16 protein-coding genes are annotated in these 15,270 nt (G+C 75.1%); 7 read left to right on the forward strand and 9 right to left on the reverse strand.

The annotated features are described in order from the left end of the window. Positions 1-244: 244 nt before the first annotated feature. On the forward strand, positions 245-1,177 hold the full coding sequence (locus ABZ479_RS13390; protein WP_499602849.1) for a LysR family transcriptional regulator: 933 nt from the start codon (positions 245-247) through the stop codon (positions 1,175-1,177). A gap of 248 nt (positions 1,178-1,425) precedes the next feature. On the opposite strand, the gene ABZ479_RS13395 is transcribed toward ABZ479_RS13390, so the two are convergent. After that, complete coding sequence (locus ABZ479_RS13395) at positions 1,426-1,938, reverse strand: carboxymuconolactone decarboxylase family protein (protein WP_500461698.1); 513 nt, start codon at positions 1,936-1,938, stop codon at positions 1,426-1,428. 41 nt (positions 1,939-1,979) lie between these two features. Here ABZ479_RS13395 and pdxR point away from each other — a divergent pair, with 41 nt between their 5' ends. Continuing rightward, complete coding sequence (gene pdxR / locus ABZ479_RS13400) at positions 1,980-3,416, forward strand: MocR-like pyridoxine biosynthesis transcription factor PdxR (protein ID WP_500461699.1); 1,437 nt, start codon at positions 1,980-1,982, stop codon at positions 3,414-3,416. Between the two features lie 632 nt (positions 3,417-4,048). Next, positions 4,049-4,225, forward strand: a complete 177-nt coding sequence (locus ABZ479_RS13405; RefSeq protein WP_500461700.1) for a hypothetical protein — start codon at positions 4,049-4,051, stop codon at positions 4,223-4,225. A 46-nt stretch (positions 4,226-4,271) separates the two neighbouring features. On the opposite strand, the gene ABZ479_RS13410 is transcribed toward ABZ479_RS13405, so the two are convergent. The 5 genes from ABZ479_RS13410 to ABZ479_RS13430 all read right to left on the reverse strand — a co-directional run bounded on the left by ABZ479_RS13410 (position 4,272) and on the right by ABZ479_RS13430 (position 8,764). Beyond that, positions 4,272-5,486: a serine hydrolase domain-containing protein gene (locus tag ABZ479_RS13410; protein WP_500461701.1), complete on the reverse strand. Its 1,215-nt coding sequence runs from the start codon at positions 5,484-5,486 to the stop codon at positions 4,272-4,274. Positions 5,487-5,542: 56 nt separating this feature from the next. Beyond that, positions 5,543-6,328: a response regulator gene (locus ABZ479_RS13415; RefSeq protein ID WP_500461702.1), complete on the reverse strand. Its 786-nt coding sequence runs from the start codon at positions 6,326-6,328 to the stop codon at positions 5,543-5,545. Further along, positions 6,325-7,512, reverse strand: coding sequence for a sensor histidine kinase (locus ABZ479_RS13420; protein ID WP_500461873.1), 1,188 nt, complete (start codon positions 7,510-7,512; stop codon positions 6,325-6,327). The genes ABZ479_RS13415 and ABZ479_RS13420 overlap by 4 nt, the downstream gene beginning before the upstream one ends. Before the next feature lie 380 nt (positions 7,513-7,892). Continuing rightward, positions 7,893-8,021, reverse strand: coding sequence for a hypothetical protein (locus ABZ479_RS13425; protein ID WP_500461703.1), 129 nt, complete (start codon positions 8,019-8,021; stop codon positions 7,893-7,895). 128 nt (positions 8,022-8,149) lie between these two features. After that, positions 8,150-8,764 (reverse strand): HD domain-containing protein, encoded by a 615-nt coding sequence (locus tag ABZ479_RS13430; RefSeq protein WP_500461874.1) that lies wholly within the window; start codon positions 8,762-8,764, stop codon positions 8,150-8,152. A 502-nt stretch (positions 8,765-9,266) separates the two neighbouring features. Between ABZ479_RS13430 and ABZ479_RS13435 the strand changes: the two genes are divergently transcribed. Next, positions 9,267-10,469, forward strand: coding sequence for a damage-control phosphatase ARMT1 family protein (locus tag ABZ479_RS13435; protein WP_500461704.1), 1,203 nt, complete (start codon positions 9,267-9,269; stop codon positions 10,467-10,469). A gap of 12 nt (positions 10,470-10,481) precedes the next feature. Here the strand turns inward: ABZ479_RS13435 and ABZ479_RS13440 are convergent, their stop codons facing one another. After that, positions 10,482-10,772: a DUF6295 family protein gene (locus ABZ479_RS13440; protein WP_500461705.1), complete on the reverse strand. Its 291-nt coding sequence runs from the start codon at positions 10,770-10,772 to the stop codon at positions 10,482-10,484. Then, entirely contained in the window at positions 10,772-11,509 is a 738-nt protein-coding gene (locus ABZ479_RS13445; protein WP_500461706.1) for a dienelactone hydrolase family protein, read from the reverse strand. Before ABZ479_RS13445 ends, ABZ479_RS13440 begins: the two co-directional genes overlap by 1 nt. 141 nt (positions 11,510-11,650) lie before the next feature. Between ABZ479_RS13445 and ABZ479_RS13450 the strand changes: the two genes are divergently transcribed. Continuing rightward, positions 11,651-12,634, forward strand: coding sequence for a phosphotransferase (locus ABZ479_RS13450; RefSeq protein ID WP_500461707.1), 984 nt, complete (start codon positions 11,651-11,653; stop codon positions 12,632-12,634). Positions 12,635-12,677: 43 nt separating this feature from the next. On the opposite strand, the gene ABZ479_RS13455 is transcribed toward ABZ479_RS13450, so the two are convergent. Then, the gene (locus ABZ479_RS13455; protein WP_500461708.1) at positions 12,678-13,028 is read right to left on the reverse strand and encodes an effector-associated constant component EACC1; all 351 of its coding nucleotides are present in this window, start codon (positions 13,026-13,028) and stop codon (positions 12,678-12,680) included. Positions 13,029-13,195: 167 nt separating this feature from the next. Between ABZ479_RS13455 and ABZ479_RS13460 the strand changes: the two genes are divergently transcribed. Then, complete coding sequence (locus tag ABZ479_RS13460; protein ID WP_500461709.1) at positions 13,196-13,954, forward strand: IclR family transcriptional regulator; 759 nt, start codon at positions 13,196-13,198, stop codon at positions 13,952-13,954. Positions 13,955-14,051: 97 nt separating this feature from the next. After that, positions 14,052-15,209: a PP2C family protein-serine/threonine phosphatase gene (locus ABZ479_RS13465; protein ID WP_500461710.1), complete on the forward strand. Its 1,158-nt coding sequence runs from the start codon at positions 14,052-14,054 to the stop codon at positions 15,207-15,209. Positions 15,210-15,270: the final 61 nt, after the last annotated feature.

The following is a 15,270-nucleotide window of genomic DNA, read 5'->3' on the forward strand; positions in this document are numbered from 1 at the left end:
GCTGAAGGGTCCGGCGGTGCGTGGGACGGGTCATCACAGGGCTGCTCCTCCGAGTCTCGGTCTCTACGGTCTCTCGACGACCACGTTGGTCGACTGTATGCAATGACCGCGAGGTGATCATAGCCAACGCAGATGCGGGCTTGAATACCCCTACCCCATTGCATCGGCAGGCTCATCGCGAGAAGAGGCTCGCAAGTGCCGTACCCGGCTCCCGAGTCGGTGCAGGTGTGTGCGACCGTGAGCCATGCTGCTTCGTCAACTGGAGTACCTGGTGGCCCTGGCCAGGGAACGGCACTTCGCGCGTGCCGCCGACGCCTGCTTCGTCTCGCAGCCCTCGTTGTCGGCGGGCATCCGCAAGCTGGAGCGCGAGCTGGACGTGCCGATCGTGCGGCGCGGCCGCCGTTTCGAGGGGCTGACCCCGGAGGGCGAACGGGTGCTGCTGTGGGCGCACCGCATCCTGGCCGAGCGGGACGCGCTGCAGCAGGAACTCTCCGAGATGCGAGGGGGGTTGACCGGCACGTTGCGGCTCGGCGCGATACCCACCGCGCTGACCGCCGCCTCCTTGCTGACGACGCCGTTCTGCGAGCGGCACCCGGGGGTGCGGGTCAGCCTGGAGTCACTGTCCTCGCGCGAGATCAGCGACCGGCTCGGGGAGTTCGAGCTCGACGTCGCGATGACGTACCTGGACGACGACGCCCTGCGCCAGGTGCGCCGCTTCCCGCTCTACGAGGAGCGCTACCTGCTGCTGACCCCCGACGACACGCCGCCGGCGGCGTTGCCGGTGGCGCGCTGGGAGCAGGCCGCCGCGCTGCCGTTGTGCCTGTTGTCGTCACGGATGCGCAACCGCCGGATCATGGACGAGTGCTTCGCCGCGGACGGGGTCACCGCGGCGCCGGCCGTCGAGACGGACTCCGTCGCCGGGCTGTACGCGCACCTGGCGGGTTCGGGCGGGCGCTGGTCGAGCGTCATCTCGCACGCCTGGCTGCACATGTTCGGGGTGCCCCCGGGGATGCGCGTGGTGCCGTTGGAAGGACCGGCGCACGGGCCCCGGGTGGGGTTGGTCATCGCCGACCGGCGGCCCGAACCGGTGCTGGCCAGGGCCCTGTTGGCGATCGCCCGCCAGGCCCGGGTGCGCGACGCGCTCGACGCCCTCGTGGAAGCGCACCTGGGCGGCTGACCGGCCATAGGGCACGGCCTGGTGAGCCGCGCGCCGCGCATCGGTCGGCTGCCTGGTGACGGAGTCGGTCACCGCGCGTTCCCGCCGGCACGGGCCGCGGCGACCGTCACGTCGAGGACGGCCGGCCCGGAACCTGCGCCGCCGATCCGTACGCGTGCGCCGACTCGTGCCACCGAACGCGGCCCTTGCCCTTCGGGCCCCGCCCCCGCGACCGCCGTTCGCGCAGTCGTCTGTTCGCGCGGCCGCCGTCAGCGGGCCGCCCTCCCGTCCTCGCCGGCGACCTTGCCGGTGCTGAGGGCGATGCGGTTCCAGGTGTTGATGGTGAAGATCAGGGCGAGGACGCGGGCCAGCTCCGCGTCGTCGAAGTGGCGGGCCGCCTCGGCGTAGACGTCGTCGGGCACGCCGCCGTGGGAGACGAGGGTGACGGCCTCGGTCAGGGCGAGGGCGGCCCGCTCCCTCTCCGTGAAGAAGGTACGGGCCTCCCGCCACACACCGATCATGTGCAGCCGGGCCTCGTCCTCGCCGGCCTTCCGGGCGTCGGAGGTGTGCATGTGCAGGCAGTAGGCGCAGCCGTTGAGGAGTGAGGCGCGGATCTGGATCAGCTCGACGAGGGCCGGGTCGAGGCCTTCGCGCGCGGCGGCGTCGAAGCCGATGAGGGCCTTGAAGGCCTTGGGGGCGGCCCTGGCGAAGTCGACGCGCGGGGCGTGGCCGTGGGCGGTCGTGGCGGCGGTCGGGGTCTGCGTGGTGTTCGTCATGACCATGAATCTACGGCCGGGAAAGACCTCGGTTAGGGTGCATTCCCGTGCCGGATTCATGGGTCAATTCAGCGGAGCGCGTCAGCAGCGACCTGCACCTGGACCTGTCCGGTCCGGGCAGTCGCCGCGCCGTGCTCATCCGCGCCCTGCGGGAGGCCGTGCGCGAGGGACGGCTCGCGCCGGGTACCCGACTGCCGCCCTACCGCTCGCTCGCCGCCGACCTCGGCCTGGCCCGCAACACCGTCGCCGACGCCTACGCCGAGCTGGTCGCCGAGGGGTGGCTGACCGCACGTCAGGGCTCCGGGACCCGCGTGACGGAACGCGCCGCGCCGCCCGGGCGCCCCCGGAAGCCGAAGCCCGCCCCCGGACGGCCCGTCCCGCACAACCTGCGCCAGGGCACCCCCGAGGCCGCCTCCTTCCCCCGCACGGCCTGGCTCGCGGCTGCCCGGCGAGCCCTGGGCGCCGCACCCGACGACGCCTTCGGGGCCGGTGATCCGCGCGGCCGCGTCGAGTTGCGCCGCGCGCTCACCGACTACCTGTCCCGGGCCCGCGGGGTGCGCGTCGACCCGGAACGCATCGTGGTGTGCTCCGGGTTCGCCCACGCGCTGCGGCTGCTGTTCGCGGGCTCGCGTGGCGTCGGCGGCGGGGTGCTGCGCGGTCCCTTCGCGGTGGAGTCGTACGGGCTCGGCTTCCACCGCGGGATCCTGGAGGGCGCGGGCGTACGCACGGTGCCGCTGGGCCTGGACGGGCAGGGCGCCCGCGTCGAGGAACTGGCCGCGGATCCACGGGTGCGCGGCGTCCTGCTCACCCCCGCCCACCAGTTCCCCACGGGCGGCCCGCTGCACCCGGCCCGGCGCGCCGCCGTCGTCGACTGGGCCCGCACCACCGGCGGCCTGGTCCTCGAGGACGACTACGACGGGGAGTTCCGCTACGACCGCGAGCCCGTCGGCGCCCTGCAGGGCCTGGACCCCGAACGGGTCGTCCACCTCGGCTCGGTCAGCAAGAGCCTTTCGCCCGCGGTACGGATCGGCTGGATGGTGCTGCCCGAGCACCTCGTCGACGGCGTGCTGGCCGCCAAGGGCGATCGCGAGGCATGGGCGAGCGTGCTCGACCAGCTCACGCTCGCGGAGTTCCTCGCCTCCGGACAGTACGACCGGCACGTCCGCCGCATGCGGCAGCGCTACCGGCGCCGCCGCGACCAGCTCGTCACCGCCCTCGCCGAAGGGGCCCCGCACATCGGCGTCACCGGGATCGCGGCGGGTCTGCACGTGGTCCTCCGGCTGCCGCCCGGCACGGAGGCGTCCGCGGTCAAGGCCGCCGCCTGGCAGGGGATCGCCCTGGACGGCCTCGCCGAGTTCCGTCACCCGGGGGCCGCCGATCCGGCCGGCGACGGTCTCGTCATCGGCTACGCCACCCCGGCGGAACACGCCTACCGGGCGGCGCTCGAAGCCCTGCTCCGCGCCCTGCCGCCCCCCGACGCCTGAGCCCTCCCACGGAGACCGCTGCCGCGGGGCCGCCCGGCAGCCGACCCCCCGGCCCACGGCCGACGTCCGCCCGGTCACCCGGTCACCCGGTCGGGCGGCGGGGGGTGCGGCGGTGATCTCCCGGCGTGAACCTTGCTGGGGATCGCCCCCCGTCCCCAGTCCCTCCGGGAGGACACATGCGGAACCGCGCAACCGGGCCCTCGCCGGAGAGGACGCAACGGTCGCGCCGGGTGGGCGCATGGGTGGCGGCCGTGGCACTGGCCTCCGGCACCGTTGCCGCCGCGGCACCGACGGGCAGCGCCCGGGAGGCTCCCGCGATGCCCGCAGCGGCCCGCGGGGGCGAGCAGAGCACGGCACACCCGTGCTTCTTCTCACCGGCGTTGCCCGGCTACTGCCCGGGGCCCCCGGGCCGGCACGGGCCTCCCGGGCCTCCCGGCCCCTCGGGCCCGGCCGGCCCTGCGGGACCCCCGGGCCCGTCAGGGCCGTCGGGTGCGCCGGGCTCCGCGGGCCCATCGGGTCCTGCCGGTCCTGCCGGTCCTGCCGGTCCCTCCGGTCCCCCTGGTCCGCCCGGACCTGTCCGTACGACGAGGGTCACCAGCCAGCCGGTACCCACGGACACGGAGGGCGACTCCGTGGCCACCGCCCAGTGCCCGCCGGGCACCACGGTGACCGGAGGGGGCGTCGCCTTCCTCACGGGACCGCCCGTTCCCGTACGGTCCTCGGACCTGGTCGGCAACGGCTGGACGGTGGTCGTCCCCGCGTCGGAGCAGCCCAGCACTTTCGTGGCGTCGGCGGTCTGCGCCCAGTGAGCGAGGCGCCCGCTGCCGGCCCGGCCCGGGGAACGGCCGGGCCGTCTCAGGCGGACGGAGGCCCGAACGCCGCCACGAGCAAGGCCAGTTCGGTGGGGTTCATGCCCTCGCCCTTCGCGTCGGTGGCACCGACGTTCACCACCATCGTGCGGGACAGGTCGCGGGTCGCGGCGATGACGCTGGTGTAGCCGTACCGGCTGCCCGTCTTGCCCCAGACCTCGCGGCCGCCGAGGGTGACCACGGACAGCCCCGCGCTGTACGAGGCCGGGGCGCCCGAACCGTACTCGCGCACCGACGGCGCGGGCAGGGTGAACATCTCCTCCAGCTGCGGCCGCGGCACCACGCGGCCGGTGAACAGCGCCCGCAGGAACCGTTCCAGGTCTGCGGTGGTCGAGATGACATCACCCGCCGCGTAGCCCTCCGTCTGGCCCCACACCGTCACGTCGCGGAGCTCGGTCGAGCCGTCGGGGCGCGGAAAGGCCTGGTAGCCGTGGTTGTGGGGGCCCTTGATGCGCGGGTCGGTGCCGGGGTAGGAGGTGTTCCGGAGCTGCAGCGGCCGCAGTATCCGCCGGCCGACCTCCTCCTCGTAGGCGTGTCCGGTGACCTTCTCGACGAGCAGACCCAGCACGGTGTAGTTGATGTTGAGGTAGTGCTGTTGCGTGCCGGGCGCGAACTCGGCTGTCTTCGCGGTCGCGTTCGCGACCATGTCCTCGGGCGTGAAGAGGTCGAACCGGTGGGCGTAGGCCCCCTCGACGGTGTCGGCCGGCATGTCCGCCGCGGGGATGCCGCTCGTGTGGTCGAGCAACTGCCGTACGGTGACGCCCCCGTACGCCGCGGGGATCAGCGCCGGCAGGTAGTGGCGCGCGGGCGCGCCGAGGTCCACCTTCCGCTCGGCAGCGAGTTGCAGGACCACCGCCGCCGTGAACACCTTCGTCACCGAGCCGGCCCGGAAACGGCCCCGCGGATCGGCCGGGCGTCCGCTGTCCAGGTCGTGCACACCCGCGCTGCCGCGCCAGGTGCCGTCGGTGCCGCCGACGCGGACGAGCGCCGCGGTGGTGCCCGAGTCGGGCAGCGAGCCGAGCGCCGCGCACAGCGCCGCGGTGTCGAGCCCGCCCGTGTGCGCGGTGGAAGCGCACGCGGACGGCGACAGGGGTGGAGCGGCCACCGCCGCCCGGGCCGCCGGGAAGGTCACGGCGCTCAGGGCGAGGACGGCGGCCAGGGCGGTACGGGTGCGCGTGGAGGTGCGGGCACGGGTGTTCATCGTGTGGTCTCCTGACGACGGGGAACGGCTCGAGCCGTTGCCTGCCATCCTGTTGATCACCGCCCCCGAGCGGATCGCCCGGGCGAGCGGTCTTGCCGCGGGCCCCGGCTCGCCCGCGCGGGGGAGGGGGCCGGACCGGCTCCCCCGGGCGGGGGATCGCCGGCCGGGTGCCCGGCGGCGGCCGCTTCCCCCGCGGTCACGAGTCCGGTCTCGTACGCGCAGATGACGGCCTGGATGCGGTCCCTGAGCCCCAGTTTCGCCAGCACGTTGCCGACATGGGTCTTCACGGTGTGCTCGCTGACCGTCAGCGCGGCCGCGATCTCGGCGTTGGACAGCCCCCGGGCGAGGTGCAGCAGCGTCTCGCGCTCCCTGGCGGTCAGCGCGTCGAGCGGTGCCGAGGGAGGCGCCCAGGACGGCCGGGGCCGGCGCCGGTACTCCTCGACCAGCCGGCGCGCCACGGTGGGGGCGAGCAGGGAGTCGCCCGCGGCCACCACCCGCACCGCGTGCACCAGGTCGTCACGTCTGACGTCCTTGAGGAGGAAGCCGCTCGCCCCCGCGCGCAGCGCCTCGTACACGTACTCGTCGGAGTCGAAGGTGGTGAGCATGATCGTCCGGCAGCCGGTCGCGGCGCTGATGGCGCGGCACGCCTCGATCCCGTCCGTGCCCGGCATCCTGACGTCCAGGAGCGCCACGTCCGCGCCCTGGAGCCGTACGGCCTCCGCCGCCGTGGCGCCGTCAGCCGCCTCCGCGACCACCTCGATGCCGGGCTGGGCGTCGAGGATCATGGCGAAGCCGCTGCGCACCAGCTCCTGGTCGTCGGCCACCACCACGCGAATCGTCACCCGTCCACCTCCGTGAAGTCGTCCGCCACCGGGAAGCGCACCCTCACCCGGAATCCCGTGCCGCCCGGGCCCGGGCCCGTCTCGACGGTCCCGCCGTGCGCCGCGGCCCGCTCGCGCAGCCCGATCAGACCGTGCCCCGTGCCACCGCCCGGCCCTCCGGCGGTGCCGGCCACGGCGCCCCTGCCGTCGTCGGTGACCGTCACCTCCACTGCCCCGGCGCCCAACTCGACGCGCACCACGGCCGATTCGGCGGAAGCGTGTCTGACCACGTTGGTCAGCGACTCCTGCACGATCCGGTAGACGGTCGCCTCGGCAGCCGGCGACAGGGACCCCGGAAGGCCCACGGGCACGTACGTGACGGCGAGACCGCCGGAGACCACCTGCTCCACGAGCAGCGGAAGGTCCACCAGGGCGGGCAGCGGCTTGCGGGACGCGGGCTCCGGGACCCCCGTGTCCTGCCTGAGCACCCCCAGCATCCTGCGCAGCTGCGCCATCGCGTCGCGCCCCGTCCCGGAGATGGCCTCGAACGCCGCCTCGGCACGCTCCGGCGCCGTACGGACCGCGACCGGTCCCGCCTCCGCCTGCACCACCATCAGGCTCACCGCGTGCGAGAGGATGTCGTGCATCTCCCGCGCGATCCGGGCCCGTTCCGCTGCCGCCGCCTGCTCCCGTTCGATGCGGTTCGCCCGTTCCAGCTGGGCCGCCCGGTCCTCCAGGGCGGCCGTGTAGGCCTTGCGGGTGTGCGTGAGACGGCCGAATCCGTAGGCCGCGCCGAAGAGGAACAGCGAGAACAGCAGCTCCCTGGCCTCACCGGAGTTCAGCGCCACCGACGGGAAGATCAGCGCCAGCGTTCCCGCGGCCACGGGGACGCGCCACCTGGCCGGCGTCAGCTCGGCGACCGTGTAGAGCGCCACCAGCGCGTTGTACGGCAGGGGCTGCCCCGGCCCGTCGACCGTGAACCGGTAGAGCGCCTGCGCGGCGAGGACGGCGGCGAGCACGGCCACCGGCGCCCGGCGCCGCCACAACAGGGGCAGCACGCCGAGCGCCGTCAGGCCGTACGACGCCCAGGTGGCGGGCGGCAGTGACGGGGAGCGGGGCACGACGAACGGGATGGTCTCGGCCGCCAGTACGAGCAGCGTCAGCCCTGCGTCCACCGTCCAGGGGCCGGCGAGCGGCAGCCGCATGCGCGATGCGAGGAGCCTCGAACGGTCGGTCACCGGCACGGCCTCCCCGCTCCCGCCCTCAGCCCGAACCGCGCAGCCCGCGGCCCCGGTCCCGGCCGGCCGCCCGGGCGGGACGCGGTTCCGGGAACCGGCAGGTCCGGGCGCTCGGTCGCCGTGCACCCGGTCATCCCTGCCACTCTCGTACCCCCGCGCCGTGAACGCCGGTCCCGACCCTGCCAGGACGCGGCCCGATACGTCGACCCTGCCGGGCGGTGATCGCCGGCGGGACCATCATCTCGCGGCCGGTCGTGCACCCGAACGACACCGAGGGAGGGGCGTCTTGCGTCGCCGGTGTCTCTCCAGGCCGCAAAGGGGGCGCGTGGGGCGCCTGTTGACGGCGGTCAGCCGGTCATACAGGGGCTGGTGGCCGAGACACGCACTTCCAGGTAGCCGGTTCGGGCGAGCACGGGCCCGGCCGTGTCGACGACGTCGCCGTTCGCGTGGACCGTGATGCGGATCTCGCCCCGCATGACGATCTCCGGGCCCGGACAGCCGCTGGAACGCGTCCTGTACGACGTGTCGCGCCCCGGCCGGCGGCAACCGGACCGCTGACCGGGCCCGGTCAGCGGTCGGGGTCCGGCCCGCCCCTGACGCCGCCTCACGCACCGCCGGGCTCGGGCGCCCAGGAAGTGCGGCCCACCGCGCCCCGGACCGCGGGGAACGAGGAGTGGAAGTCCAGCCGCCGGTCCGCGTCGGCGGCGACGCCGGAGAGGAACCCGTCCAGTGCCAGGAACACCTCCCAGCGCTCGTCGCCGGTCGCCCCGGCCAGCCGGTCCACGACCAGGTCCTCCAGTTCCGTGACGCGCTTTCCCTTCCATACCTTGTCGGCCACGCTCACCAGCAGGTCCTCCATGGTGACGGCCGCGTCCGTCCACGAGCCGTGGGTGGCCGCGAACCGTGCCAGGCGCGGCGTGACGCCCCGCGCCAGCAGCAGCGCGCGGCCCGCGTCCTCGTGGGCGCTGCCCGGGCCCGACAGTTCGGCGACGTGCAGCGCCTTGCCGATGTCGTGGGTGGCCGCGCCGAAGAGCACGGCTTCCCGGTCGACGGCCAGGACCGGGCTGTACCGCCCCACCCACGCGACCAGTTCGTACGCCACGTCGTGCACCAGCCGCAGGTGGGCCGCGAGCCTCGGCGGGGCGTCCACGTCCCGCAGCAGGCGCGCGACCTCCGGCGGCAGCGGCCGTTCCCGACCCTGGGTGAGAGCCCGGTCCAGCCGCGACCCCGGCCCGGAACCGCCGATCCCGGCGGTGGCCCCGGCGGCGCGCAGTGCGGCGACGGCCGCCTCGGCGTCCGCCTCCGGCACGTCCCGCAGCACGGCCACCGGGCTCCGGTCCGTGAGGGACCGGCACCGCTCCGCGTCCAGACCCGTCAGGAGCCCCAGCGCGGTCACGACGTCCGTCACGCGCGGCCCCACGTCCCCGAGCACGACCGTCGCCGGCATGCCGTCCCCCGTTCCCGTCTGCCCTGCCCCGCCCATGCGTCCTCCCCGTCGCTCCCCGTACGTTCCCGTCGCTCCCCGTACATCCCCGTGCATCCGGGCGGGTCCGACCCGCTCCCGGCCGACCCGCCGCGGACAGCGTGCCCGAGGCCGCGCCGGAGGGGAACCGCGCGTGCCGCACGGCCGCGTACGGCCTGGATGCCCCACTTCCCCTCCGCTTCCTGTGACAATGCCCGCGACGGCTGCCCCGCCCCCGACCGCTGGAGGACGACGACGCATGGGTGGACACCCCGAGGACACCCCCGGCCCCCGGCTCCCGCAGGCACCGGCGATCACCTGTGACGAGCCCGGGTCCTTCGCCCGGAGCGTCTTCCAAGAGCGGCACCCCGTGCTGGTACGGCGCATCCTGGACGCCGTCCCGTACGGCCCGGAGCGCCGCCGGGGCTTCGCGGCACTCCTGGAGGAGTCGCGCTCCGGCACGGTCGCCGCGTTGCCGCAGGACGCGCCGGACCGGGCGGCCTGGGAGGAGTGGGGCGAGGGCCGCTTCGGGCGGCCGTGGCCCGAACTGCCCTTCCTGTGGTCCGAGTCGTACTTCTACCGCCGGCTCCTCGACCCCGCCGGATACCTCGCCGCGGGGGCGTGGCACGGCGTCGACCCGTTCGCCCCCTTCAAGGACGCCGAGCTGGACGGTCCCGGCTTCGCCGCCGACCTCGCCGCCCTCGACGCGCTGCCCGGGCTCGCCCCCGCCGAGCGGGAACGGACGCTGCTCGCGGCCGCCGTGTGGGGCAACCAGGCCGACCTCGGCTTCACGATGGTGGCCGGGTCCGCCGACCCCGAGGCCTCCGGCACGTTCGTCGCCGACGAGTCGGAGCGGCTGTGGTCCCTGCTGGACGGCGGCACCGTCGTCGTGGTCGCCGACAACAGCGCCCGCGAGATCCTGGCCGACCTCGCCCTCGTCGACCACCTCCTCGCGAGCGGACGCGCCCGCGAGGTCCAACTGCTCGTCAAACCACGCCCGTACTACGTCTCCGACGCCACCACCCAGGACGTCCTGTCCTGCCTGCGCCGGATGACCGCCGCCCCGGGTGAGACCGGGGAGGCCGCCCGCATCGGCGGACGGCTGCTCGCGGCCCTGCGCGAGGGCCGGCTCGCCCTGGTCGCGCACCCCTTCGCCTGCGCGCCGCTCGGCTACCGCGACACGCCGGACGACCTGCGGGAGCGGTTCGCGGCGGCGCGGCTGACCGTGATGAAGGGCGACCTCAACTACCGGCGCCTGGTGGACGACCGGCTGTGGCCCCCGACCGTGCCGTTCGCCGACGTCACCGCATGGTTCCCGGGCCCGCTCGCCACCCTGCGCACCCTCAAGTCCGACACCGTCACCGGGCTCGCCCCGGAGACCGTGGCCCGGCTGGACGCCGGCGGCACCGCGTGGCGCACCAGCGGTACGCACGCCCTGGTCCAGGTCACGGTCCCGGGGTGACGGCCCGTCCGGTCAGTGCGCCGCAGGCACGGTCCGCCCGGAGGAGGCCAGCCCCGGCGGGGCCGCCGCAAGGGCGGAGCGGATCGCGTCGACCAGCGCCAGCGCCGCCTCCTCGGTGAGCTCGACGGCGACCCGGGCCGAGGGGCCGAGCGCCGGGTTGAGGAAGTCGATGTTGACGGTGTGCTCGTACGGCGCGTGCTGCGGGTGGTCGACGTAGACCATGGCCTCGGTCAGCCCGAAGTAGCCCTGGGCGCCCTTGCCGCTGCCCTCGATGCGGATCTTCTCGGTGAGGTACGTGCACATCAGAGGTTCTCCCTGAAGAAGGCCAGGACCTTCGACCAGCCGTCGACCGCCGCGTCGGGGCGGTAGCTCGGACGGTTCACGGCGAAGAAGGCGTGGCCCGCGTTCTCGTAGGTGTGGAACTCGTACGGCTTGCCCTGCGCCTTGAGCTCCGTCTCCAGTTCGGCGACGTGCTCGGGGGAGGGGTAGCTGTCCTCGGCGCCGAACAGGCCCAGCAGCGGGCCGCGCAGGTCCTTCGCCAGGTGGACGATCGGCTCGACCTGGAGCGGGAAGCCCTCCGGCGGCCGGCCCGCGACGAAGGCGCCGTAGCAGTCGACACCGGCCTGCACGTCCAGCGAGGCCAGGGCGAGGAACGCCTGACGCCCACCGGAGCAGTAACCGATCACGCCGACCTTGCCGTTGGACGACGGCAGGCCGCGCAGGTACGCGGCGGCGCCCGCGGCGTCACCCAGGAACCGCTCGTCGGGCACGCCGCCCTGGGCGCGCGCCGCCGCGGCCGCGTCGTCCGGCGAGGCGCCCGGTGCCTCGCGGCTGTAGAGGTTCGGGCAGACGGCGGCGAAGCCCTCCGCCGCGAGCCTGCGGGTGATCTCCTTGGTGGGGTCGTCGTAGCCGGGCATGTGGTGGATAACCACGACGCCGCCGTACGGACCGGGGGCCATGGGGCGGGCGGAGTACGCCTCGATGCGGTCGCCGCCGTGACCGGTGACGGTCACGGTCTCGGCGAGGAGTGCGTCATACATCTGCGTCGGTCCTTCCGGGGGACGGATGATCAGCACTCTATGCCGCACGCGCTTTCCCCCCGCCCCCGCCCCGCCCTGGCGGACGGCCGGCAACGTACCCCTCCGGGGCGGGAGCCCCGCGGCAGCGCTTAGGGTCGTCGCATGAGGGAGCGGCCCGAGGGGATCGGCGAGGCGGAGCTGGGTGACGCGCTGCGCGCGTGGGGGATCGACGTGGCGTCGTGGACGCACGAACCCGTCGGGTTCGGCGACCACCACTGGACGGCGGCCGACGTGCACGGCGGCCGGTGGTTCGTCACCGTGGCCGACCTGGTGCACAAGGGTCACTGCGGCGCGGACGCCGACGCGGCCTTCGCGGGGTTGAGCCGGGCCATGGACACCGCCCTCGCCCTGCGGGCACACCCGGGACGGGACTTCGTGGTCGCCCCACTGCCCGCCGCCGGGGGCGGCACGGTGCTCCGGGCCGGCACGCGGTACGGGGTGAGCGTCTTCCCCCACGCGGACGGCGTCGCGGGGCAGTTCGGCGACCGCCTCGACGCACGCGAACGCGGCGCCCTGCTGGACACCCTCGCCGTTCTCCACCGGACGCCGCCTCCGGCCCCCATACCGCGCCCGCGGCTCGCCCTCCCCGGGCGCGCCGCGCTGGAGTCGGTCCTCGCCGGGCTGGACGACCCCTGGCACGGCGGCCCGTACGCCGAGCGGGCCAGGGACCTGACGAGGGAGCACGAAGGGGTGCTCCGGCGCCGGCTGGCGGAGTTCGACCGGCGTGCCGCCGCCCTCGAACGCGACGGAGCGGGACGCGTCGTCACCCACGGCGAACCGCACCCCGGCAACCTGTTGCGCCAGGGCGCCGGGTACGCGCTCGTCGACTGGGACACCGTGGGCCTCGCCCCGCCCGAGCGCGACCTGTGGCTGGTCGCCGCCGGGCCCGGGGACCTCGACCGCTACCAGGACGCGACCGGCCACCGCCCGGACCGGGAGGCCATCGCCCTCTACGCCCTGCGCTGGCAACTGGACGACGTCGCCGCCTTCCTCGGCGACTTCCGCTCCCCGCACGCCGCCACGCCCGACTCCGACCTCGCCTGGCGGTCCCTGGCCGGCACGGTGTTCGCCCTGGCGCAGGCGTAGCCGCGGGCACCGGCACCGGCACCGGCACGCCCGCCGGCGGGCGTCACCGGTCGGTGGGGCGCAGCGACTCCAGGACGCGGGTGGCGGTCTCGACGTCCTGCCCGGACAGGGTGACGGCGACGCCGTCGTGCTCGAAGGTCAGCTCTGGCGCCGAGGCGCGCGCGGCGTGCCAGGCGAGCCATGCCAGGGCGAGGTTGGCCAGCCGGAAGCCGCTGTCGAGGGCGATCCGGACACCGTCCAGGGTGCCGCCGCCCACGCGGCCGGGCGCCGGGCCGCGCCCGTCGAGGGTGACCTTGGCGTTGCGCCGCACATAGGAGTCGTCGAGCAGCCAGGTGTGGAACGAGCGCAGCTCGTCCTCGGCGTCTCGCGCCTGTGTCGTGACGATGAGGTCCATCGGCACCGTTCCCCCCGGGGTTGAGCACCGTCGTGCCGTCACTGTGGCACAGCGGCGCGCGCCGACGCAGGCGTCCGCGCGAAGCCGCACGGGACGCACCGCACGGTGTCCCCGGCCGTTCCCCGCCGTCGCTTGCCGCGGCAGGACACGGGGCGCAGGCTGGAGTCATGGCTGCTCAGGGCGGGCCGACGCTCATCACGTCCGTCCAGCGGGCCTTCCGCCTGCTGGAGGCGGTGGGTGCACACGAGTGCGGCGCGCCGGCGAAACAGCTGGCGCGCGAGACCGAACTGCCGCTCGCCACCGCCTACCACCTGCTGCGGACCCTGACCCACGACGGCTACGTGCGCAAACTCGACGACGGCGGCTTCGCCCTCGGCGAGAAGCTGGACGCCCTGCACGCCGCGAGCCGGCCCCAGATGCCGCTCAGCCGCGTCCGGCCGGCGCTGGCCGCGCTGCGCGACGAGCTGTCGGCCGCCGCCTACCTCACGTTCTACGAGGACGGCGAGATCCGGGTGGCGGACATCGTCGACGGCCCCCGGACCCCGCGTGTCGACCTGTGGGTGGGCTTCGAGGAGGCGGGACACGCCACCGCGCTCGGCAAGTGCGTGCTGCGCGAGCTGGACGAGGAGGCCCGCAACGACTACCTCTCCCGGCACCCGCTGGCCGATCTCACCCCGCGCACGATCACCCGCCGCGCCGAGCTGCTGCGGCGCCTGGAGGACGTCCCCGCCCCGCCCGCCGTCATGGACCTGGAGGAGTACGCCCTCGGCACGGTCTGCATCGCGGTGCCCGTCTACTGCGGCGCCACCCTGGGCTCCCTCGGTGTGTCGCTGCGCGCGGACCGCGTCGCCGCCCTCGACGCGGTACGCGCCAGGCTGCTCCCCACGGCGAGCCGTGTGACGCGGGGCCTGTCGCTCACTATCTGAAATCCCCACCCTTGTGGCCTGGGTCATACACCCATTAACTGGTTGAAACGGACAGCGGCGGTGTGACGCCTCGCACAGGCAGGGATTGCGGACGAACATGAGTCAAGCCCCGGACCAGCCCCACGGCGGCCGCCCGACGTGGCACGTCGCCACGGGAGCGCCGTTCCTGATCATCTGCGCGGTGGCCCTCGTCGCCTTCGTCAGCAGCAGCGGGCCCGACTGGCTGCCGCTGCTCGCCGTCGGCCCGGCGCTCGCCGCGGCCATCGGGGGCCCCTGGCGCGTACTGCGCGTCGGGGTGCTCACCGTGGCGCTGGCCGCCGTCCTCGGCGCGTACACGGGCATGCCGGGCGACAAGCTCGCCATCGTGCTGGGCGCGCTGACCGCCGTCACCCTGGCGAGCGGGCTGGGGGCCGCCGCCCGCAAGCGCCGTGAGCGCGTGCTCGCGGCCGTCCGCTCGGTGGCCGAGGCCGCCCAGCAGGCGCTGCTGCTGCCCGTGCCCGAGACCGTCGGCCCCTTCCAGGTGGCGGTCCGCTACAGCGCCGCCGCGGCGGAGGCCCGGATCGGCGGCGACCTGTACGCGCTGGTGCCCACGCCGTACGGGGTGCGCCTGATCGTGGGCGACGTCCGCGGCAAGGGACTGCCGGCGGTCAGCACCGCCGCCCTGGTGCTGGGCGTGTTCCGCGAGGCCGCCTACGACGAGCCCGACCTGCTGGACGTCGTCGACCGGATCGAACGCAGCCTGGCCCGCAACCTCGGCCCCGACGACTTCGTCACCGCCGTCGTCGTCGGGCATCCGGGCCCGGGCCGCATGGAGATCGTCAACTGCGGCCACGCCCACCCCCTCCTGCTGCGCGGGGGCGACGTCGTCGCCGTCGAGTCCTCCGGCCACGTCCCGCCGCTGGGGTTGCGCGCCCTCGCCGGGGAGGACCCGGTCCTCCAGGTGCTGCCCTTCTCCGAGGGCGACCAGCTGCTGCTGTACACCGACGGCGTCATCGAGGCCCGCGACCACGGCCGCCGCTTCTACCCCCTGGACGAGCGCGTCACCCGCCACCTGACCGACGACCCCGCACGGACCCTGGCCGCGCTCCACGGCGACCTGCTCGACCACGTCGGCGGCAGGCTGCACGACGACGCCGCGCTCCTCCTGCTGCGCAACACCTGCGGCGCCGACGCCGTCACCGAGGTGCCCGTCGCCGCGGTGCCCGGCGGCGCGTACGGGGTCCGTGCGACCCGCGCGGCTGATCCGGCGGTCTGATCCGGCGGCCGGGGGAGGAGGCCGCGGCCCGGAGGAGGCCGCTCGGGCCTGGCCGGCGCCG

It is taken from the genome of Streptomyces sp. NPDC005722, assembly GCF_040630935.1.
Taxonomy (GTDB): domain Bacteria; phylum Actinomycetota; class Actinomycetes; order Streptomycetales; family Streptomycetaceae; genus Actinacidiphila.